Source organism: Kordia sp., assembly GCF_965224175.1.
GTDB lineage: Bacteria > Bacteroidota > Bacteroidia > Flavobacteriales > Flavobacteriaceae > Kordia.
The window spans coordinates 806,019-827,954 of the sequence record NZ_OZ245041.1 but is presented as its reverse complement, the minus strand read 5'-3'; the positions used below and the strand labels follow the sequence as shown (position 1 = coordinate 827,954).

Genomic DNA, 21,936 nt, shown 5'->3' with positions numbered 1-21,936 from the left:
ATTCACAATTTAAAAAAAATGAAAACTAAAAAAACATACGCAGGTATTCCTGACGCATACGCAAACTTTGAAACCTCAAAAATTACGTTAATCCCTGTTTCTTATGATGGAACAAGTACATGGGGAAAAGGTGCGGATAAAGGACCAAAAGCTTTTTTACACGCTTCTGAAAACATGGAATTATACGACATTGAAACGGATAGCGAAGTATATAAACAAGGGATATATCTAGCGGATGCAATTACCGAAGACGAATCGCCAGAAGCTATGGTAAATGCAGTACACGAAGTAACCAAAACAAATATCAAACGTAACAAATTCGTGACTTTAATTGGTGGAGAACATTCGATTTCCATTGGTGCAATGCGTGCTTTTGACGAATGCTTTCACAACCTCACTGTTTTACAAATTGATGCACATGCTGATTTACGTAAAGAATATGAAGGTTCTAAGTATAATCATGCCTGCGCATTATATGAAGCGAATCAAAATACAAATTTAGTGCAAGTTGGGATTCGTAGCATGGATGCAATAGAACGTACAGAAATGAACGAAGACAATGTGTTTTTTGCGCACGACATGGCAAACGATGATTATTGGATGGACAATGCCATTGAAGCCATGACAGATATAGTATACATCACATTTGATTTGGATGCCTTTGATTCCTCCATTATGCCATCAACAGGAACGCCTGAACCTGGTGGTTTATTTTGGTATGAAACGCTAGAGTTTTTAAGACGCGTATTTGAAGAAAAAAATGTAGTAGGATTTGATATTGTGGAACTCTGTCCAAATCCAACGGATAAGTCCTCAGATTTTTTAGCGGCGAAACTATACTATAAAATGTTAAGCTATAAATTTTTGGAGCAAGATGAAGATGAAGAAAATGAAAACCTATACAAAACAGCAAACGAAAACAAAATCAACCGTTTAAAATATAACGAAGACGAAGATGAAGACTAACGCCACTATTACACAATTTATAGAAAAATACTTCTTACACTTTAATGCAGCTTCTTTGGTAGATGCTGCAAAAGGATATGAAGATAACTTAGCAAAGGGCTCAAAAATGCTAGTTTCTCTAGCAGGGGCAATGAGTACCGCAGAATTAGGGAAAATCTTTGCTGAAATGATTCGTCAAGACAAAGTACATATCATTTCGTGTACAGGAGCTAATTTGGAGGAAGACATTATGAACTTGGTGGCACATTCACATTACAAACGTGTACCAAACTATCGTGATTTAACACCACAAGACGAATGGAATTTACTTGAAAAAGGCTTAAATCGCGTCACAGATACTTGCATTCCTGAAGATGAAGCGTTCCGCAGATTACAAAGTCACATCTATAAAATATGGAAAGATGCAGAAGCAAATGGCGAGCGTTATTTACCACATGAATACATGTACAAAATGTTATTGTCGGGTGTATTGGAAGAATATTATGAAATTGATTTAAAAGACTCTTGGATGTACGCTGCTGCGGAAAAAAACTTGCCAATTGTGTGTCCTGGATGGGAAGACAGTACAATGGGAAATATTTTTGCAAGCTACGTAATGAAAGGCGAATTAAAAGCTTCTACAATGAAATCGGGCATTGAATACATGACGTTTTTGGCAGATTGGTACACGGAAAACTCAGAAAATGGTATCGGATTCTTTCAAATCGGTGGAGGAATTGCAGGTGATTTTCCAATCTGCGTTGTGCCGATGTTATATCAAGACATGGAACGAACAGACACGCCATTTTGGAACTATTTCTGTCAAATAAGCGACTCAACTACAAGTTACGGTTCGTATTCTGGTGCTGTACCAAACGAGAAAATAACATGGGGAAAACTAGCTATTGATACACCAAAATTTATCATAGAAAGTGATGCAACCATTGTAGCACCGCTCATATTTGCCTATCTATTAAAAATGTAACCCAAATAAAACAACAAACTGTGAAACCGCAAAAAGACAATTTAAAACGCGTCATTGTTGACTTTAAAAAGTTAACACCTGAAATATTAGGGCTTTTGGTAGAAAAATATCCTGATGGCTATGACGACTTTCATATCATAAAATTCAAAAATGCTAAAGGCGAATCAGTAGAAGCTGTAGAAGTGATTTCGGGCGATACAAAATACTTGGTTAAAGTTAGTGTAAAGCTTGAAAAGACCATGAAAGACTATGATGAAGACGATTATACAGATTATGACGATGATGATCCTACTGCGGTAAAATCACCATTTCCAGAAGACAATTATTAACTAAAATGTATTACACATGAGCTATTACGAAACACAACAGATTAAAAGCGAAGAAGGTGTGTTTATTAATTATAGTAATGGATACTACACTTTCATTTTTTCCTTTGAAGAAAAAATAATTTTTGAAGAAATTTCAGAAAGTATTTTGGAAGAATACAATCTAAAAGATGGTTCTATGTTGCATGAAACGTTCAATGTTACTTATGAAGAAATAATCAAAGACTTAGATGATGACGATTTTATCATTTTTAGATTGCTAGAGTTGGAGTTAGTAGATGAAGGTGCTGATATGGTTTAATTGTTATTTGTTTAATAAAACTTTTAAATAAATTATGAAAATCATTGAGAAAACAAGGTTACTAGCAGTTAATAAAGATCAACTTTTAGTGATTGAAAAAAAAGATATCTCTAAAAAATTGACACTTGCTGGCGGCGTAAAAAAGCGTAAAGAATCACTCGAAGCTAGTTTAGTAAGAGAAACTAAAGAAGAAATTGGCTTACATGTAGACTCAAAAACACTTGTGCATGTAATATCGAAAGTGAAAAACAAACAAGTCATAACAATTATAAAGCATCATTTTGTAACTACGGTAAAAACAAACTTATTCAAAGTAGTAGAAACAGAAAAGTTTCAAGATGTATATTGGTGTTATTGGGAAGATGCATTGCCCTTTTTAGATAAAGAAGATAAAAATGCAGTAAAAAAATATTTTAAAAGCAAATATAAAAAGAAAGTAAAATCAAATACTTATGAAAGCAGTATTCCATCTCGCATTGCCATGTGATGACATTCAAAAAATAAAAGAATTCTATGTGGACATTCTGGGAGCAACTCAGGGACGCGGAACAGATACATGGCTTGATATCAATTTGTACGGAAATCAATTAACATTTACCAACGCAGGTTCTTTTAATTTTGATTTTAAAAATTATCGTTTAAGTGGTCAAATACTACCATCTTTTCACTTTGGAGTTATTGTTGATACTGAAACTTGGGGAAAACTCTACACAAAGCTATTCTCAATGGACATGGAAGTTACTACAGAAGTAACTTTTTTAGAAGACAAAGCAGGAGAACATATTTCCTTTTTTGTGACGGATCCTAATGGCTATAAAGTAGAATTCAAAAGTTTTAAAAACGAAGAAGATATATTTAAAATTACATAAATATAAATGGCAAGACTATAAAAACCTTGTCATTCTAACATAATGAAACCAAAAGACATAGAAAACATTGAGCTTACGTTCTTGAATGTAAATGACTATCAAGAACTCAAAGAAGCTATGATTCAAGCATATAAGACGATGCCTGATTCGTATTGGCAAGAAACGTAAATAGAAACGTTAATCACTAAATTTTCAGAAGGGCAAATTGTTATCAAAATTAATGGGCAATTGGCAGGTTGTGCATTATCAATCATCGTGGACTACAATTCATTTGAAGATTCACATACCTACAAAGACATTGTTCAGAAATCATTTGATGCACATACAGATGATGGAGATGTGTTGTACGGAATTGATGTATTTATAAAACCTGAGTTTCGTGGATTGCGTTTGGGAAGGCGTTTATACGATTATCGTAAAGAGTTGTGTGAAAAAAGAAATTTAAAAGGTATTGCTTTTGGTGGAAGAATTCCTAATTATCACAACTATGCTTCTACACTCAGTCCAAAAGAATACATTGAAAAAGTAAAGCGAAAGGAAATCAATGATTCTGTGCTGAACTTTCAAATCTCCAATGATTTTCATCCTGCAAAAGTGCTGAAAGGATATCTAAAAGGAGATGAAGCTTCCAATGAATTTGCGGTATTGATGGAATGGGACAATATTTACTATGAAAAACCTACCAAAAAAGCGACGACTAAGAAAAAAATTGTGCGTTTGGGCTTAATTCAGTGGCAAATGCGTCCGTATAAAGATTTAGAAGAATTAGTACAGCAAGCTGAATTCTTTATTGATGCTGTGGCAGGATATCGTTCAGATTTTGCGCTATTTCCAGAATTTTTCAATGCACCGTTAATGGCAATCAACAATCACATGTCTACGCCTGATGCCATTCGTGAACTTGCAAAACATACTCAAGCGATTATAGAAAAGTTTTCGGAATTTTCTATATCGTATAACATTAATATTATTTCAGGCAGTATGCCCGAAATGCGTGATGGAAAACTATATAATGTTGGCTATTTATGTAAGCGTGATGGAAGTGTGGAGCGTTATGAAAAATTACACGTTACACCTGATGAAGCCAAAGTTTGGGGAATGCAAGGAGGAAACAAATTACAAACCTTTGATACGGATTGTGGCAAAATAGGTGTCTTAATTTGTTATGACTCTGAATTTCCTGAACTCAGTCGATTACTAGCCGATGAAGGTATGGATATCTTATTTGTTCCGTTTTTGACAGATACACAAAATGGTTATTCTCGTGTTAGAAACTGTGCGCGTGCGCGTGCGCGTGCTATTGAAAATGAATGTTACGTAGCTATTGCGGGAAGTGTTGGGAACTTACCTAAAGTACAAAATATGGATATTCAATTTGCACAATCAATGGTATTTACTCCATGTGACTTCTCATTTCCAACTAACGGAATTAAAGCCGAAGCCACACCAAATACTGAAATGATTCTCATTGCTGATGTAGATATAGATTTATTGCGAGAACTCAATCAGTTTTGTGCTGTGAAAAATTTAAGAGATAGAAGAAAGGATTTGTTTGAGTTGAAGAAGATATAATATGTTTTATCTTATATTATTTAGACTTTTTTAATTCTTTTCATTCCGTTTTACAGCAATTTGAAGCTGTTTAATAATAATGTCTATAGTTGGGATTCGATTTCTTTTAAAACGCTCCCAAAGATCATACAATGAACCAGTCACATCAGCTAGGTGTGGTTGGTTTTCTTTTGTAGGTGTTTCGTATGAAGGTTTTTCTTTTCGTCCGTTAATAAGCACTACCATTTTTTTCTGGTTTTTAGTAGTATCTTTAATTAGAATTGAACTGTCTAAGTTGATAATGTCACGAATATGGTAATATTTACAAAGCCAATTTAGAAAATCTCGGTAGTATTTAATTTTTCCTTCTTCATCAAAAGAGATATGTCCATTTAATACGATGACAGCTTTACCATTATCCTTTAAGTTTAGTAAAGAAAGTGCAATTATAAATGCCTGTTCACGCAAGTGACTCGCTAAAAAATATGCTTTTTCTAAATATTCTTCTGCAATATCGAGTTTTTCATTCTTTGTTTTTGTTGATTTGATATATGGCGGATTACAGACCACTACATCAAAGGATTTGTGCATTTCTTTTGGAGTTGCTTCAAATGGGTTGTAATCTGTAATGGTTTTAAAACGTAAAAAGTCAAGGGATTTTCTTTTTAGTTTAGATACTTCGTTGGCGTGTGTGACACGTTCATTTGCTCCAACCAATAAATTCCCACTTCCTGCGGTGGGATCAAATATAGTAATGGCTTCATTCATTTGTAAATATCTTGCAATCATCATCGCGATAGGTAAGGGTAGTATATGACTATGTTCAAATCGCTGTTTACCATCCACAAAACGTCTATCGAATTGTAAGTTTTGCCAAAAATGACGCATTCCATCTATCCAAACATAATTTTCATCATGAAGGTATCTACTTCTAAAAAAATCAATGGCACTTATCTCAATAGCTTCTCCAAGAATTTCATCATTTGGCACTTGTTTTTGTTCGCCTAAACTTTCCACTTGTAAAAGTGTTGGTTTTTTATGTTTGTAGTATAGAAGACCCATGCCTGCAACAAAAATATCAAAGTGAAATTTGGGGATTTTCGGCTCATAATTCACATCATCAGTATCCACAAAATCCATTTCGTCAAGCTGTTTATTAAGCATATTTTCAATGTAGGTTTTAATACATTTTCTTGATGCAAACAAACTGCTTACTTGCGATTGAATATGCTCACGCTTTTTCACATGTTCGGTATAAGAAATATCAATTAAGCTTTGCCCTGTTTTTAAATAGTCTAATTTTTTAGATAATTTATTTGTTTTCCGATCAATGATGTTAATTCCTTTGGTTAGATCAGCAATGGGTCTAAAGTTCTGTATCAAATACAACCAAGGATGTGTTTGCTTTTTTTCGTGTAAGATATGATCGAGTGTTTGCAATAAAATATATCCTTTACTTAAACTTACGTAAGGATATTGTAAATCAGTAGGATATCCGATTTTTTTGAGAAGATCAAAGCCGTTAATTTGCCAATGTCTATTCAGTTCACGTTCATTGAGTTTGATATTTAAATCAGTATAATTTTTAAGTTGTGTAACTTCAAAAAGCTCAAATTCAGTTACTGTATCTAATGTTTCAATAGTCACATCAAATAACTTGGGAAATTCAATTTTTAGTTTTGTAATGTGTTGCAATGGAATAGACCCTTTTTGAAAACATTCATGTACATACAAAGGAACAAGTATGTTATTCACTTGATGTTTATCAAAGACAAGGTCAGTAGCAAACGATTTATTTTTTAAACTTTCTTTTGTAAAATTTAGTAGTGGATGCATCGCAATGGCTACACTTGCTTTAAAACAATTCGGAAAGTCTTCAAGCCATTCTTTATACAATCGAATGATATGTTTGAGTTTATCTTGACGAAGCGTTTCTAAATCAATAGTAGAAGCTTCTTCAATTTCTGTAATTAACGTTTGAATCAATAGAGTATCAGTAACTTTAGTAGTTTGTTCAATAGATACTAATTTATCGATCACTTCTAAAATCAATAATTTATCAAAATCAGTTTGGTCTTCCAAAATACCTGCTTCGGTAATCTGATTAGTATCAATAGTATTGTTTATCTCAACTGAATTGTCAGTAATTCTACGTTTTCTTATATCTTCGACCAATTCTACTAAAGAATCCATAAACTTAATAGGAATGAAATTTCCATATTCATCTATGTCAATGACTTTTTCAAATCGCAATAACGTTCTTGCTCTTTCTTTATAGTTGCGAGGGAAAATAGTAATTGAATCTAAATAATCCCTAAAAGTATGTTTAGCAAACCGTTCAGCAATTACCATAGCAACTCTTTTGTAATTTTCAAAAATGACATATTCATCTTCTATAATTTCATCATTACATCTAATATTAACATCTACAATACAGAACTTTAAATGATCAATATTTTCAAAGCTTGGTTTGTAAGTAGGAAATATGATAATAGACTTCCAATCCTTGTCATTTTCTATTGCTTTTTTAAGATCATGCGCAAAGCGCACGTATGCTGGATGATAGTCAGCATACCATTTCATTTCATCTTTAAAAAAGTGTTTGAATCCTAATTTTTGCAAGAATGTAATTAATTCTTTTTCAAGAGGATTTGAGAATACAATTTCAATTCCGTTTTTAGCTGTATTGTGTGTTACGTGTACATTCATATTTTAATAAATTAGTATTGAAAACACTAAGCTAAAAAGCACTATTCAAAAATCATTTGTCAACTTTTGTCACTCGGACAATTAGGGCTGAGATATTTTTAATTTATTATTAAAAAATACTTTCAAATGATAGGTAAACATTGGATTTTTTACATTTTATGTAATCATAGTAAAATTACTTTTAACGACAAAAAATAAATTTCAAATCCTATTTTTCTATAATTTATACCGAAACAATGTTCCTGCTTTTTTCTGCTTAGTATTGAAAACACTAAGCTATGAAGGGGAATTGGAAAATCATTTGTGAAATTTTGTGTAGTACACAAAGTTTTAGGAAGAAATAATTAGACTATTAGTGATTTTAAAATAAGACTTTAAAAACTTACTTCAAAAGCTATAAACATCATGATAATAACAAAAAGTATTTTATTGCAACTATAAGAACAAATAAGTTTGTTTACGGAAAACCGTAAGGTTTGAAACTATTTTTTTCTAAAGAATTAATTTTAACTTAAAAAGGTCAATATTTTTACCCTGCAAACATATGTTTTGTAAGTGTAATTTACTATGTTTGTTGTTAATACTTACATTTTAATAATGTAAGAGTGACTAATAACTGTATGTAAATTTCTGTTTTTCTTATGTAAATAGTAGATTTGAGTGTAACAAAAATCTAAAATATTTACATTATGAACACAAGAAATTATTATCTAGCGTTATTGATATTACTTATTTTCAGCACTTATAGCTGTACAGAAGTAGATTCAATAGCAGAAGAAGACTCAATTGACAATGTACAAGGAATTGAAGACGGCGAAATCACGGACGACGATATATAAGATAGTAGTATTTATAATACTAACTACATTACTTATATATTTGCATGACCTTATACCCAAAGGGAGTGGTAAAATTGGAAAATCATCCCTTCGGGTATATTTTTACACAGTAAATTCTGAATTGAGATTTTTATTAGTTTGGTTTCTTGTATACGCGCTTGCCAAAGGTAAAATATGGCGGTTTGTAATTTGGTTGCCAATCTTAATGACAACATATCAATTATTGATAAGAATATTTAGTTTGCAAGCGACTACTTACAACGACTTCAATTTGAAGTTCATACTTTCATTATTATTGTTTATAGCCTTAATCATATTTTATTTTAACAAAAAGCAAAAGGAATATAGTAATGAGCAATAAGAATATTTTAAAAGAGATCGACTTCTTTTTAGAAAATAAGAAAGACTATACTTGCGAGGAAAGGAAAGTAATTAAAAAAATGCTCAGGAAAGCTTTAAAAGCATTAGGAGATTCTGTTGTAGATTTTATTGATAGTGAAAATAATAAATAACTAATTATTTTTTTTCTTTTTCAACTTGTTCTTCTGTGTAATCATCAAAATCAAGTCTAAGTTCTCCTATATTTTTTACAAGTAACTTAATATCTGTTCGCATATCATCAAGTAAAGGACCTACAAGTTTAACTACACTGCTAGCTATTATTGTCTCTATTGCACCATTATTTTCTAATTCGATTTGTGAGGTTTCGGACAATTCACTCATCATGTTTCCCTTACCTAAAAGTAACCAATAAGGGTTTATATTTTTATAAACAGTCAAAATTGTGACGATTTTATCACCTCCTAGCTCACTTTGAGCACCTTTTCCTTTAAAATTTGACGGCGAAATCCCTGTTTTTTCAAAAAAACTTTTCTTTGTTAGTCCTTGACTATCAATATATTGAAGTACTCTGCTCTTTATTGGAGATAAAATTTTGTCCATTTTATTTGATAAAGTCTAAATTTAGACTATTTTTGATGTGTTACATTGTAAATCTATGAAAAAAACATGGAACCTCAATTAAAACCTGAAGATTCATGAAAAGCTGTTATTGCATTTTCATAGAATGATGTTTGTTACATTTTAGAGATTCTCCTATTTCCTTGAAACTGTATTGCTTTTTAATAAATAATTCTAAAAAACCATTATGAAGCAAAAAATTGTAAATTATTTGAAAATCGGAATCCTAGTATTTGGGATTTCGATCTTCCTTTCTAACTGTCAAACAGACGAAACGGATGAACTTATTTCCCCAAAAGAAAGTTCCGAGATTAAGAAAGGAAAATTAAAAAACTACAGTCAACTTTCTACCTATGTTGAGAAGTTACAAAATAGACGAAGTTCAACAACAAATGCAAAAGAATCTTCTTTAGAAGCTAACAACGGTTTTGATATCCTCTACGATCAAGACATGTTTATTCAAGAGATAGGTTCAAATACTACCTATTCTATACCAATAATTAAGAATAATCAACCAACAGGTACATTTAGTAATCTTATAGTAAGTTTTAGCGATGTAGAAGAAACAGAAGCTTTTATCTTGAATTATGAACCAACAGATGAATATATAGATGAAGTTTATTTGGATGAGCAAACCCCATTTAAAGGAAGTTTCATTTCCGAACTGATTGATTATGATGGCAGTTTGGACAACTTAAAGAATAGCAACGTACTTGATTGCATAACTGTTACTACAAAATATTGTGATTATGACGAAGGTCAGCATGGAGATATACATTTGGGGGGAAGAGATTGTACACCAGGATTCTATTGGTATGTTACAACCACAGTTTGTTACGATGATAAACCTACCTTAGCAGACGTGCCAACTCCGGGAAGTGGTGACCCGTCGGCTACTGATTATATAACAGACCCGTCAAATGTGAGTAGTGGAGGTTCTCAGGGAAATCCTGAAAACTCACCTGTTGTCGTACCAACTGTTCCGCGAATGTCTATTGGTTTAAGCATTGACGGACTTTCAAATGACATGAAAGAATGGTTGAAAAATAATCCATTTAGGAGAGCTGAATTAGAACAATTTCTAAATGAAAATAATTGGTCGCAAGAAGCTTTGGAAGAAGTTAAGTTAACGATACAGGCTGAATCAATTGGTGGTGCTGAATGGGATTATACAAGAACGGGAGTCATTAATGGAAAAGAAGCTTTGACATACATAGCTGCTTATGATGGCTTTGATCAATCAGAAGGTGGCGGTATTTACACAATGTACAAACTAGCCAATGGACATACACTATGCGAATCTACAATAAGAAGAATAATTAATCCAACAGACGGAAACACATTAGCATCACAAGATTACGCAGCTGAGAATTATTACTATGTGAAAATTAATCAAATTGCGGGAGCAACAGAAGACGATCGTAAAGATATGGAAGGTAGATGGTACACATATCGTATGCCGCCAGACTCAACAGAGGTTGACTGTATTTATTGTGATATAGAACATTTACTACAAACAACTCTAACAAGCACTTTACGAATAGTAGGTCGCTACATTACATTCACAGAGGATGGTATAATACTGATTACTGGCAAAGACTTTGACAATGCTGAATCTAGTAGAGCAGTTGCAGGTACATTTATTGTTTTAGATTTTGTTGGAGCAGATAATTTGATAAAACTTGTTAGATTTTTAAGGAATGCAGACGAAGCTGTTGATATAGCGGAAGCCGTGTATAAGTACATGGATGAAATCTTTAAATCACAAAAGAAAAATGTTGATGATGTCTTAGACGGAACATTGGATTTAAATGAATTTGGAAATACGATTAGAAAAGGAAACTATGGAGAAATGCGTACAGATGTTAATCTTACTTCGTTGGGGTATGAGCCACAACATGCAAGAATAACAAATATTGACGAACCTTTGAGTCATGGGATAGATGGTGTATTTAAAAACCCGCAAACTGGAGAGTATTTAATTGTTGAAAGTAAGTATGGTACTTCTCAATTAGGTAATACTATTGACGGAAGGCAAATGAGTGATGCATGGATCGAGGGAACTATAACAGGTAATAGCAGATTGGTTTCAGTTGTTGGTGAAGAATTAGCAGAAGATATAATAGCTACAGGCTATAAAAGGATCGTGAGTAGGATATTACCAGACGGTACAAATTATTTTGAAATATTAGATAGTGCGGGAGAAATTATCGAAATTTGGTATCCATAAATATAAAAATAGCAAATATGTTGAGAGATAAAATAAAAAGTTATGATTACTTCTTATCATCGATTGATAAAAGAGAAAAGCTAATACAGAAAAATATAGATCGAATAGTCAATGGCAAAGTCTCACGTGACAGAGAGCCTAATGTCAAACAATTTAGAATAGGGTTGTACAAAAATAATCTAATCGCTAGGTATTCGAGAGGTGATGATATGAACTCTCAAAAAGTAATTTCTGATTATGTCAATGCTATTGAATTAATGGATGAAATATGGGAGTCTAAAGCTTGGAATATGACTTATACTAATTCAAAAAAGGAAATTATTTCGCTTAATCAATATACTTTTTCAGGTTTTTTGGATTTTACTAAAATGTTATCATTGGGAATATTATTAGATATACCAAAAGAATATGTTTTGAAGCTCATAAAGTTTATTGATGGCGATGAAGTAAAAGATTCTTTATTTGAATTTTTTATAAATCATTTAGTGTCGGACAGGAAAAGTATTTTAGAAGAAAGCTATTCTAAGTTCTTTCACGTAAACGAACGTTACAAAATATTAAAGGAAGTTATTTTAGTAGATGATAAATCAAAAGCACAAGAAATGTTGAAATTATTTCTTGACAAAAAATGGTATTCTTCTTTTAAAGGAACACCTTTACATAATCAACACAATAATCCGCATAATACATATGTGGGTTATTGGTGTTTTGAAGCAGCAGCGATAACTAAAATCATGGGGTTAGATGATAGCAGTTATATAGATAATCAATATTATCCAAAAGATTTAGTGTAATGAATAAAAAGCTTATTCTATTATTTTTATTAATCACAGTTTTTTCTTTGTATTCACAAGACCAACCAAAAATTGGCTCTTTAGTTTTTGAATCTTATAAGTTTATTGGTAATAAACATTTAAAACCTTCGGAAGCCGAGATTGTAAAAAACAAAAGAAAATTAAGAGAGTTTGTAAAAAACAATATTGATTCTGAAAAAACAGATGATTTTATTAATTCTATACCTAAATCTGAATTTGCAGTATTTGGTGACACTATGAAATGTAGTTACAAATTAGATGTGTATAAGAATTTTTATGAGTCAAGAACAGAGTGTGAATATATAAAAGAAAAAGACACAGAAATATACGATCAAATCAACAGGGAAACTCTTGAAATCAGTGCTGTAGTAAGAACCAAAAGTACCAACAAATATAAAATAGTAAATAGGAGAAAAATCAAATTACCTTCTGTTCCTAAAAACTATGAACTAATTGAATACAGGAATGAAACTAAATTGATATTAGGTTACAAATGTTTTAAAGTTTTGATGAGACAGAAATCTAAGCATAATCCAAATTTTCCTTTCTATGATTTTGAATTATATGTAACTGAGGAGATTAATCTTAATTATAATCCAATAAGTAGATACAAGCAAATACTCGGAAAATATTATCCATTAGAAATCACAAAAAAACCAAGGAAAGAAATCATGACAGAATTCATAATTTGGAGAGTAAAAAATGTTGACCTCTAAGAAGAATTATAATCCCCTAACTATCTTAATAACTACAATACTATTAGTAGCCATTATAAACTCAAAAAAGTGATATAATGGAAACTCAAACGAAGTACTTACTAGGGATATTCATATTCGAAATATTTGTGATAATTGGAATTATATATTTTTTAGTCAAACCAAAAACAAAGAAAAGGTCTAATAAAGTTGATGAAGAAATTGAAGATGAATTGAAAAATAATTATTAATAACACGTCAAGAATATCATTTTTTCAATTAAGTTAATTACTAGGCAGACACTATTTATAAGTGTCTATTATTCAAGACGTGTTTTTTAAGGTAAATCCTGTTGTTTAGTGCAAGGCGATAAAGGAAAAGTTAAAACTTATCGTCTTGCCATTTAGCAAATTTATAAAATATTTAAACATGTAATACTAATAAAATGGATAATCAAAGAATAAAATATTTCGGTTGGTTTATTGTAGGTTTCTGTACTGCGATAGTTTTCGGAATCATTTTTTGTGTAATATCATTTTATTTTTATTTGTAGTCTAAAGTATAATTTACCTAAAGAATCCCCAATTATCGTAAAACTAGAATTATTCTTTTATCCAAGAGCTTTAGCAGTTATTGTTGGAGCTTTTTATTTTCAACTCAAAAAAATAATATCTATAAAGGTTTAAGTTTACGGTAATCCGTAAAAAACTAAGTACATAATTTGTATATTATTAATCAAAATATTTTTCAAAAAATATGAGAAATGAATAGTAATACAACTACATGTCAAATAAAATAAGAAAAAGTATTCCACAGAAAAATAAAGTTAGAGCCGAGTTACAAAAAGAAATCTCTTCTACCTGTCCTTTTTGTGAAAATGAAGATGTAGGACATTTTGAAATTCATCATATTGATGAAAATCCATCTAACAATACTATAGAAAATTTATTATTACTATGTCCAACCTGTCATTCTAAAATAACAAAAGGAGACATCATAACCAATCAAGTTAAAGAAGTTAAAAATAAACTAAAATATAGAACAGATAAAATTCGTTTCATTTCAGTTAATGTCGACTCAGAAAATTGTAGTTGGCTGCCAATAGAAGGAGTCTCAAATGCTTTTGAAGCTGTAAAAATGAAGTCACTTTTTCCAATATTTAATTTTAGTTTCATTAATCAAACTAGTAAAACTGTATTATTAACAAACATAATCACTAGGGTTAAAAGACTCCCAATAGGATTAGCAGGACCAGATATTCCACTCCCAAATATTTTAAGACCTTTAATAAAATATAAAATAAAGTTACCAGATGATGCAGAGAGAACAAATACTATATTAAAAGAAGAGATAGAAGTCCCTCAAGGTAGAGCTTTTAAATTCCAAGTAGAATTATATCATGATTCAATGGATAGGTTTAAACCTCCATTTAATAAATATGTTCTTTTTTTTGAATTTTGTTTTAACAATGATTTTAATATATCAATACCAAAAATTCTTCTAAATACTAAAGAAGATTATGATAAATTAACTTATTATGGCTTAGCTTAAAGTTGCAAAAAATAATGATAGAGAAAAAAACTATTCCAGATGCTGATTTGTCAAGTGCAGGTGATGATTTTCATATTTTATGGACAATCAAGAAATCGTTAGAACTGCTAAACTTTGATCCTAAAGGTTTAAAGGCAATAAGAATAGAAGACCTTGAGAGGTCTCTTTCCTTAAAAACAGATCCTTATGGAGAAAAGTTATTAGGTATTGATTTAGTAGAATATTATGGAGGTGAGAATTTTATAGATGCTGATAGCTTAGTAATTTCTCAATTAAAGTATAGTACTAGAAGAGCTAGTGAGAATTGGACTTTTTCAAGCTTATATAAAGGAAAGAAAAGTGGTTCTTATAGAGGTTCAATTATTCATAGATTTGCCAGTATTTATAAGACTCTTAACGAAGAGTTTGGTAGAAAGTTAGTTTTAGAAAAAGTTAAAATTAAGCTAGTAAGTAATAGAGATATTAATAGTTCTCAATTACAAGCAATTCATAATGTTCAAAAAGCTTTATTACCATTAGATAAAAAAAGAAGTTTTAATTCTATCCTTAAGAATTTAAAATCTTATAAAAGTGCTTTTCAAAAGTTATTAAAAGCATCAGAGTTAAAAGTGACAGAATTCTCAGACTTTATAAGCTTATTAGATTTTGAAGATTGTGGAGCAAACTCTAGAGATCAATTAGAAAGGGCTTTGATCGTATCTATTAGCAATACAAGTATTTCTTCAAGAGATCAATTTAACAATTTATCAAGGCTAGTTTGGAAAAAAATGATGCCTGAGTCAAAAAACAATGTAAAACTTACTTTGTATGACATAATTGCTAGTCTAGGTTTTACTAATGGTAGTTTAGAAAACTTATTTCCTGTTTCCCAACATTTTGAAAATCTATCAAAAAGAGTAGAACGACAGCAACTCCAAGAAATATTAATTCAAATAGAAGAAAGTAATGGTTTACCAATTTGTATTCATGGAGGTGCTGGCGTTGGAAAATCTACATTAACACAACAATTAAGAGATTCAATTCCTAAATTTTGTGAATGTATAACTTTTGATTGTTATGGAAACGGTTCATATTTAGATCCATCTGATAGAAGGCATTTACATAAAAATGCTTTACTTCAAATTACAAATGAGATAGCGAAAAAGATCGGTATAGACTTTTTAATTAATAGAAATGAATCCGAAGATATATACCTTAGAGAATTTAAAAGAAGAATTAATGATGCAATTAAAATTCTTAAAGGGAGAAATGAAAAAGCATATCTAGTAATTATAATTGATGCTGCTGATAATAATATTACAGCTGCTGAAAGGAGAAAAGAAAATTCATTTGTTCATGATTTATTAGAAGAACAATTTTCAGAAGATTGTAAATTAATATTTACCACACGGACTTACCGAAAGGGGAGTCTTAAATTACCATCCAAGTATATAGATATTGAAATTTCTCCATTTACTCTTAATGAAACGGAAAAGCATTTAAAATATTTTTTTCCAAATAGTACAACAAAGAACATAGAAGATTTTCATCTTCTAACTAAAGGTATCCCTCGTGTACAATCGTATGCTATTGATCTGAAAAAAGAAGGTATTGATATAGATAAAGTAATCAATTATTTAAAGCCTAACGGTAAAATTGTAGAGGACTTAATTGAAGAGAAAATTAACGAAGCCTCTAAGAGAATAGGAAATAATGGTAATGAATTAATTACAAAGTTTTTTTCAAATCTTATTACATTGCCTAGACCAGTACCACTTGAATTTTTGTCAAAGATTTTATTTGTCAAAGACGAATTCTTGCAAGACTTATCAGCAGACATATGGCATGGATTGATATTAGATGATAACAAGTTTAGTTTTAGAGATGAAGATTTTGAAAATTATATCAGAGAAAAATACAAGCCAACAAATTCAGACTTAAAAAATATAGCAGAGTTATTCAAAGAGCAAGCAGTGAACAATGAATATGCTTCTATTAACTTAGCAGATACCTTATTTCAAGCTGGATTAAAAGAAGATCTTAAAGAGGTAGTTCTTGAAAATAAATATAGATTATATCCAACTGATCCGATTAGGAATAAAGAGGTTTATATAGATAGAGCGAAATTAGCAATGAGAGTTGCAGACAGTCAAACAGATAACTTAACATTTTTTAAGCTTTTATTCATTGCAGCAGCAGAATCCAAAACTGATAAAGCACTGACCAAGCTATTGGTTGATAATCCAGACTTGGTAATTATGTTTGGAGATGAAACTTCACTAAATAAATTAACTAGCAATTCTGAAGAAAAATCTTGGGGAGGGTCATTCCATCTCAAGTTGGCAGGTATGTATTCTAGAAACTCTTTTACTGTAGAGACAGCAAGAAAACATTTAAAAATTGCACATAATTGGTTATCGTGGAGACATAACTCAGTTAATGAAGACGAATTAGGAAATTATCCTATAAGTAGCCTAGATATTGCTTTTGAAACAGAAGCAATATTAAGATTGACAAATGACCCTATAAAGGCTTTTGAGTCACTTAGCAGATGGTCACCTAAATCAGTTAGAATTTCATCTGGAAACTATTTACTTGATAATATTTTATTATTTTCAAAAAAGGAGGATATAAAGAATTGGCTAAAAGAATTAAAAGTCCCTTTTGCAACCCAAGTTTTCATTATTAATAAGCTATTTAAGTTTGGTATAAATATAGACGGTTTTGAAACTGAATTACTTGTCTCATTCTTATTGAAAGTTTTAAATAAGAAAGTGAAATTTAAAAGAATTTTTTATTCATCAATTATTGATTTTTGTGAAATTATAAGTTTTGAAAATAAAGTCGATAAGGATAAAATAATTGAAATTTTAAATAAAGTCGAATATGAAAAATTGGATAGAGTGCCTAGTTTTTCAAATAAATATTTTACCGATAAAGATTCTGAAATAGAACTCGATATAAATTTAAGGATAAATGTTTTACTAGCTTCTTTAAATGGACAAACCGTACAATTAGAAAATTTATACCCTGATAAGTTTAAAGATATAGAGCAGATTAAAGATTATGATGAAAGAAGAAGTGTAGAAGATGATAAAAAAGATTTTAGCAGATTCTTTCGGCATGCCTTAACGATCTTTCAAATCAAAGCTGATAAAATAACAGGCAGGTTAAACCATAAGGAATGTATAGAAAAGTTTAGTCTAATATGCACAAATATTGAAAAGGACTGGGAATTTAGGCACTATAATTACAGGTCGCAAGATTATCTGAATTATTTGGCTAGCCGAATTCTTGATTTTCTACTATTGATAGGACTAGAAAATCAACATGTAGATTTAATCTTGAATTCATTTAAAGATGATGAATCCAATAGAATTTCATTAAGATTAAAAATTTTAAATAAAATATCACACTTCATAAAATATCACGCAACATGTTTAAAATTATTGGATGAAATCGACAAGTACATTGAAGAAGGTCTATTATCTGCAACTGAAACTACAGAACTATATCTCGAATGTACTTTGTATGGATCTAAAATAGATAAAGAAACAGGTAAACACTATTTTGACAAAGCAATAGAAGCTGTATCAGATATAGATTATGAAGCGTTTGAAAAAATTAAATGTATTTATGAATTAAGCGAACAAGGGATTCCAAAATATAATCCTGAATTAGCTTATCAATATGCTCGTTTTGTTGAATATGCGGACATCAAGCTTGGGGACTATGACAAAAAACACTTTCCGTACAAAGATGGTCTAAAAGGAATATTCAATTTAGATCCAAGTTCAGCTTTTACAATTCTTTGTCGTTGGCATCATAGGAATATTATAGATATAGATAGATATGTTTCTCCGCTTCTGAATATAGCTTTAAAAAATAAAACTATTAATCATCGAGTTGCAGGATCATTATTGACTTTAAATGGTTATTATTATTATTATTATTATGAATTAGTAGAGTTGTATGATAATATTATTAAAAGTTATAATGACGAAGGAGATATTGATAATAAATCTTACTTTGTAAAAACTACGTATAGAGATCTAAGATTAGGGCAACAAAGTTCACTACTAGAAGCACTTTATTTAAAAGTTAAAGACAATAAATTTCTAGAAGAAGATACATTAGTTGATTTTGATAAGTACATTGAGTTTAGAAAAGTTGCAAAAAAGGGAAAAGAGACTAAATATAAAAGTATTTTTTCTAAAGAAAGCTATCCTCATAATATAGATATTGAATCAATAGATATTTTATCTGCTGAAGATATTGAGAATTCGATTAAAACTATAATAGTAGAGACTAATAAAAAACATTATCATAGACAGCCAATAAATTCTTTCTTATCAGAAATAAAAAATAAATGTTATCCTAAAGATTATGTAAACCAATTAGAAGCATTAGTTAATGTTTCTCCAGAAGTCTTAAATTTCTATTCTTTTGAAAGCGCACTTAAAGATCGTATTAAAGAATGGAAGATTCATCCAGGAGTAAAAAAATGGATGCAAAATAATTTTCGTTATGTTTTACTTACATGGTTTAATCAATTTAATGATGATAATTATTTAAGTGTTTGGAAAATTAAGGAGTTTGCAGATTTATTTTGTATGGCAAATGAAAATATGGTAAGAATATTAATGAATATTTTACCAGAAAAGATAGAGCTTTTAACAGATGAGTCTATCTATAGAGTTTTCAATTTAATTAATAACTGCCTCACTAAAGAAGAGAATGAAGATTTAATTTCTTGGGTTTTAAAAAACTGGAACTCTGTAATTGATGACAATATTGCTGATGGTAAATGGAATAAAGAATTACTTCCTCCAGAATCGTTAAATAAACTAATATCAGAAGTTTTAAGATTTGTATTAGGATATCCAGACAAAAGAAGTAGATGGCTGGCAATACATTCGATTAGAAAGTTAATTAATGTGGGAGAGTTAGAAATTATAAAAAATTTACTTGATTCTCAAAATGAAAAAGATTGCCATCCTTTTCAGAATAAAGACTATATGTTTTATTGGATATCTGCAAAATTATATTTGTGGATTGCGCTTGAGAGGACATCTAAAGAAAATCCAAAAGCCTTAATTCCATTCAAAAGTGAGTTTTACAAAGAATTATTAAATATAGATTTACCTCATGTATTAATAAGAAGTTTTATCAAAAAGACCTGTCAAAATCTAATTGCTTATGACAATCAAGTGTATACTAATAAAGAATCAAAAATAATTAAAAGTATCTTAATAAGCCCTTTTGAAAAAATTAGTAGAGATGAATTAGAAAAAAGAAATAAAAAAATATCATTTAACACTAATTGGAAATTTAATTTTGATGCCTTAGATACATTACCTTATTTATACAAAGGATTAAGCAGAACCTTTTTTCTTTCAGAAAACAGCGTTGCTGATATCGCAGATAAATATATATATCGAAAATGGGGTTATAAAGGAAACCCTAACAAAGAAGATTATGTAAGAGATAATCTAAGAAATGAAAGAAATTATTATGAACTCACAAGCAACAGAAAAGGCAATATCCCCACCGTTGAAACTTTAAAAACATACTTTGAGTACCATGCTATGTTTTGCGCAGCAAATGATCTTCTTCAAAAATATCCGTTAGTAAAGCCAGAATATGATGGAGACTGGGGAACTTGGGATTATTGGTTGGCATCAAAATCAAATACGTGGGAAGATTACTGGTTATCTGACTCTAGGGATGCTTTGCCATTAGAGAAAAAATATTGGGTTAATGAATTTGATAAGTTTGATGAAAAATGGAGAGACAATATAGAAGAGGAAAAATATGATTTAGAAGTAGGTTTTGGACATTATTTCAATAAAAATTATCTAATAGTTTTTAGAGGGGGAAGTAGATATTTTGGAGAAAACTATGAATCTGTTTCAATAAGATCGGCTTTAGTTTCAGATAAGGGCTCAGAAGCACTATTAAGAGCATTTCAAACAGCTAAGGATCATTATGATTATGCAATTCCATTTGAAAGTGATGAGCATAGATTTGAAATAAAAGATTTTGGATTTGAATATTTGGGTTGGTTAAATAATCCTACATATGAACACGAAGGCTTAGATTTAGATGATCCTTTTTATCGAGATGTTGGAAAAGATTATATCGTTTTTGGGAAATGTGTCTTAGATTTATTTGATATTGATTATGACAATTTTTTTAAAAAAGCATTTTTTAATAGTGAGTTAATTTCTGAATACAAACACTGGAATGAGACAACCGAATATAAGTATAGAGATGATGTACAAAGTGATGGAGTTGAACTAAGAGTAAATATCTCTTTTATTTTAGAATTTTTAAAAAGAATCAACAAATGTATGATTATAGAATGTAGAATAGAGAGGCAATTAGAAAAAAGAGTTTATCGAATGGATCGTAAAGAGTTAGAAATACCAAATAATATTAAAATTTATCTTATAAAACAAGATGGCACAGTCAGAACACTCCGCGGAAGAGATTATAAAATTAGGTGAAAAACTAATTTCAGAACTTCATCTTGATTATACAACTGATACCTTATCAAGATGGATGGCTCACTATTTATCAGAATTAATTGTAAAGATAGAAAGTTGTGAATCAGAAGAAGCTAAAGTTAAATTGCAAGAAGAATGTTGTAATTTGATTTTAAAGATTTGGGAGAAAAAAGATAGGTTACCTATTCAGAAACCCTTGGAAGGAGCAAAAGAATTTCTTAAAATATTGAGATTAATTAAAAAAGAGGAAAATAATACTGTATCTATAATCCCTAGATGGATCAAATATAGATCAATTTCAGGAGATAGTCCTTGGTCAAATTTTGTTGAAAAGGTTAAGAACAATTCAGAAAAGATTTTTTATCATTCTATGGAAGCCAATTTACATAAAGAATTATTGTTAAAAGATAATGAATGGCTTGAAAATCACGAAGAATTTTTATCCGATGAAGAAAAAGAATTAATAAGGCATCTAAATTCAATGGCAAAAATTGATTTTTCATCTGGCGTAGTTGATATGAATGATTATCCTAAAAAAAATGTAAGTAGAGAAGAGAGACTTAACTATATTTTCGATGAAATTGAAAAATTAATAGAAGAAGAAAAAACACAATTTCAAAAATTGAAAGATCAAATTTTCAACAAGTTGAATGAAGATGAAACTTAATTTAC

16 protein-coding genes and 1 pseudogene are annotated in these 21,936 nt (G+C 30.2%); 15 read left to right on the top strand and 2 right to left on the bottom strand.

Annotated features, from left to right (window positions below; genetic code table 11):
• Positions 1-18 precede the first annotated feature (18 nt).
• From speB to ACOQOS_RS03860, 7 genes and pseudogenes are all read left to right on the top strand, one after another.
• Complete coding sequence (gene speB, locus ACOQOS_RS03890) at positions 19-966, top strand: agmatinase (RefSeq protein WP_420573652.1); 948 nt, start codon at positions 19-21, stop codon at positions 964-966.
• Positions 956-1,930 (top strand): deoxyhypusine synthase family protein, encoded by a 975-nt coding sequence (locus tag ACOQOS_RS03885; protein WP_420573651.1) that lies wholly within the window; start codon positions 956-958, stop codon positions 1,928-1,930. The genes speB and ACOQOS_RS03885 overlap by 11 nt, the downstream gene beginning before the upstream one ends.
• A gap of 20 nt (positions 1,931-1,950) precedes the next feature.
• The gene (locus tag ACOQOS_RS03880; RefSeq protein ID WP_420573650.1) at positions 1,951-2,259 is read left to right on the top strand and encodes a hypothetical protein; all 309 of its coding nucleotides are present in this window, start codon (positions 1,951-1,953) and stop codon (positions 2,257-2,259) included.
• Between the two features lie 16 nt (positions 2,260-2,275).
• Positions 2,276-2,557 (top strand): hypothetical protein, encoded by a 282-nt coding sequence (locus tag ACOQOS_RS03875; protein WP_420573649.1) that lies wholly within the window; start codon positions 2,276-2,278, stop codon positions 2,555-2,557.
• A 34-nt stretch (positions 2,558-2,591) separates the two neighbouring features.
• Positions 2,592-3,044, top strand: a complete 453-nt coding sequence (locus ACOQOS_RS03870) for an NUDIX hydrolase (protein ID WP_420573648.1) — start codon at positions 2,592-2,594, stop codon at positions 3,042-3,044.
• Positions 3,010-3,426, top strand: a complete 417-nt coding sequence (locus tag ACOQOS_RS03865; protein ID WP_420573647.1) for a VOC family protein — start codon at positions 3,010-3,012, stop codon at positions 3,424-3,426. The genes ACOQOS_RS03870 and ACOQOS_RS03865 overlap by 35 nt, the downstream gene beginning before the upstream one ends.
• 42 nt (positions 3,427-3,468) lie before the next feature.
• Positions 3,469-4,998, top strand: a pseudogene (locus ACOQOS_RS03860) (bifunctional GNAT family N-acetyltransferase/carbon-nitrogen hydrolase family protein).
• A gap of 30 nt (positions 4,999-5,028) precedes the next feature.
• On the opposite strand, the gene ACOQOS_RS03855 reads toward ACOQOS_RS03860, so the two are convergent.
• A complete protein-coding gene (locus ACOQOS_RS03855; protein ID WP_420573646.1) occupies positions 5,029-7,686 on the bottom strand; it encodes an N-6 DNA methylase in 2,658 nt (885 codons plus the stop codon).
• A 689-nt stretch (positions 7,687-8,375) separates the two neighbouring features.
• Between ACOQOS_RS03855 and ACOQOS_RS03850 the strand changes: the two genes are divergently transcribed.
• Positions 8,376-8,525 carry a hypothetical protein gene (locus ACOQOS_RS03850; protein WP_420573645.1) on the top strand — a complete coding sequence of 50 codons (150 nt, stop codon included), beginning with the start codon at positions 8,376-8,378 and terminating at the stop codon, positions 8,523-8,525.
• Between the two features lie 350 nt (positions 8,526-8,875).
• Positions 8,876-9,037, top strand: coding sequence for a hypothetical protein (locus tag ACOQOS_RS03845; protein ID WP_420573644.1), 162 nt, complete (start codon positions 8,876-8,878; stop codon positions 9,035-9,037).
• Between the two features lie 4 nt (positions 9,038-9,041).
• Here ACOQOS_RS03845 and ACOQOS_RS03840 read toward each other — a convergent pair whose 3' ends face one another.
• Positions 9,042-9,467 (bottom strand): hypothetical protein, encoded by a 426-nt coding sequence (locus ACOQOS_RS03840; protein WP_420573643.1) that lies wholly within the window; start codon positions 9,465-9,467, stop codon positions 9,042-9,044.
• Between the two features lie 205 nt (positions 9,468-9,672).
• Here ACOQOS_RS03840 and ACOQOS_RS03835 point away from each other — a divergent pair, with 205 nt between their 5' ends.
• The 6 genes from ACOQOS_RS03835 to ACOQOS_RS03810 all read left to right on the top strand — a co-directional run bounded on the left by ACOQOS_RS03835 (position 9,673) and on the right by ACOQOS_RS03810 (position 21,931).
• The gene (locus ACOQOS_RS03835; RefSeq protein WP_420573642.1) at positions 9,673-11,715 is read left to right on the top strand and encodes a hypothetical protein; all 2,043 of its coding nucleotides are present in this window, start codon (positions 9,673-9,675) and stop codon (positions 11,713-11,715) included.
• Positions 11,716-11,732: 17 nt separating this feature from the next.
• The gene (locus ACOQOS_RS03830; RefSeq protein ID WP_420573641.1) at positions 11,733-12,509 is read left to right on the top strand and encodes a PoNe immunity protein domain-containing protein; all 777 of its coding nucleotides are present in this window, start codon (positions 11,733-11,735) and stop codon (positions 12,507-12,509) included.
• Complete coding sequence (locus tag ACOQOS_RS03825; RefSeq protein ID WP_420573640.1) at positions 12,509-13,246, top strand: hypothetical protein; 738 nt, start codon at positions 12,509-12,511, stop codon at positions 13,244-13,246. The genes ACOQOS_RS03830 and ACOQOS_RS03825 overlap by 1 nt, the downstream gene beginning before the upstream one ends.
• A gap of 762 nt (positions 13,247-14,008) precedes the next feature.
• Complete coding sequence (locus ACOQOS_RS03820; RefSeq protein WP_420573639.1) at positions 14,009-14,776, top strand: HNH endonuclease signature motif containing protein; 768 nt, start codon at positions 14,009-14,011, stop codon at positions 14,774-14,776.
• A 14-nt stretch (positions 14,777-14,790) separates the two neighbouring features.
• On the top strand, positions 14,791-21,264 hold the full coding sequence (locus tag ACOQOS_RS03815; protein WP_420573638.1) for an ATP-binding protein: 6,474 nt from the start codon (positions 14,791-14,793) through the stop codon (positions 21,262-21,264).
• Positions 21,218-21,931 (top strand): hypothetical protein, encoded by a 714-nt coding sequence (locus tag ACOQOS_RS03810; protein ID WP_420573637.1) that lies wholly within the window; start codon positions 21,218-21,220, stop codon positions 21,929-21,931. Before ACOQOS_RS03815 ends, ACOQOS_RS03810 begins: the two co-directional genes overlap by 47 nt.
• The last annotated feature ends 5 nt before the right edge of the window (positions 21,932-21,936 follow it).

Bases quoted from the DNA above. Each gene is read 5' to 3' on its own strand.
- ACOQOS_RS03815 (WP_420573638.1), top strand. From the start codon at position 14,791: ATGATAGAGAAAAAAACTATTCCAGATGCTGATTTGTCAAGTGCAGGT.
- speB (WP_420573652.1), top strand. From the start codon at position 19: ATGAAAACTAAAAAAACATACGCAGGTATTCCTGACGCATACGCAAAC.
- ACOQOS_RS03870 (WP_420573648.1), top strand. From the start codon at position 2,592: ATGAAAATCATTGAGAAAACAAGGTTACTAGCAGTTAATAAAGATCAA.
- ACOQOS_RS03810 (WP_420573637.1), top strand. From the start codon at position 21,218: ATGGCACAGTCAGAACACTCCGCGGAAGAGATTATAAAATTAGGTGAA.
- ACOQOS_RS03820 (WP_420573639.1), top strand. From the start codon at position 14,009: ATGTCAAATAAAATAAGAAAAAGTATTCCACAGAAAAATAAAGTTAGA.
- ACOQOS_RS03850 (WP_420573645.1), top strand. From the start codon at position 8,376: ATGAACACAAGAAATTATTATCTAGCGTTATTGATATTACTTATTTTC.
- ACOQOS_RS03845 (WP_420573644.1), top strand. From the start codon at position 8,876: ATGAGCAATAAGAATATTTTAAAAGAGATCGACTTCTTTTTAGAAAAT.
- ACOQOS_RS03865 (WP_420573647.1), top strand. From the start codon at position 3,010: ATGAAAGCAGTATTCCATCTCGCATTGCCATGTGATGACATTCAAAAA.
- ACOQOS_RS03885 (WP_420573651.1), top strand. From the start codon at position 956: ATGAAGACTAACGCCACTATTACACAATTTATAGAAAAATACTTCTTA.
- ACOQOS_RS03825 (WP_420573640.1), top strand. From the start codon at position 12,509: ATGAATAAAAAGCTTATTCTATTATTTTTATTAATCACAGTTTTTTCT.
- ACOQOS_RS03835 (WP_420573642.1), top strand. From the start codon at position 9,673: ATGAAGCAAAAAATTGTAAATTATTTGAAAATCGGAATCCTAGTATTT.
- ACOQOS_RS03830 (WP_420573641.1), top strand. From the start codon at position 11,733: ATGTTGAGAGATAAAATAAAAAGTTATGATTACTTCTTATCATCGATT.
- ACOQOS_RS03875 (WP_420573649.1), top strand. From the start codon at position 2,276: ATGAGCTATTACGAAACACAACAGATTAAAAGCGAAGAAGGTGTGTTT.
- ACOQOS_RS03840 (WP_420573643.1), bottom strand. From the start codon at position 9,467: ATGGACAAAATTTTATCTCCAATAAAGAGCAGAGTACTTCAATATATT.
- ACOQOS_RS03855 (WP_420573646.1), bottom strand. From the start codon at position 7,686: ATGAATGTACACGTAACACACAATACAGCTAAAAACGGAATTGAAATT.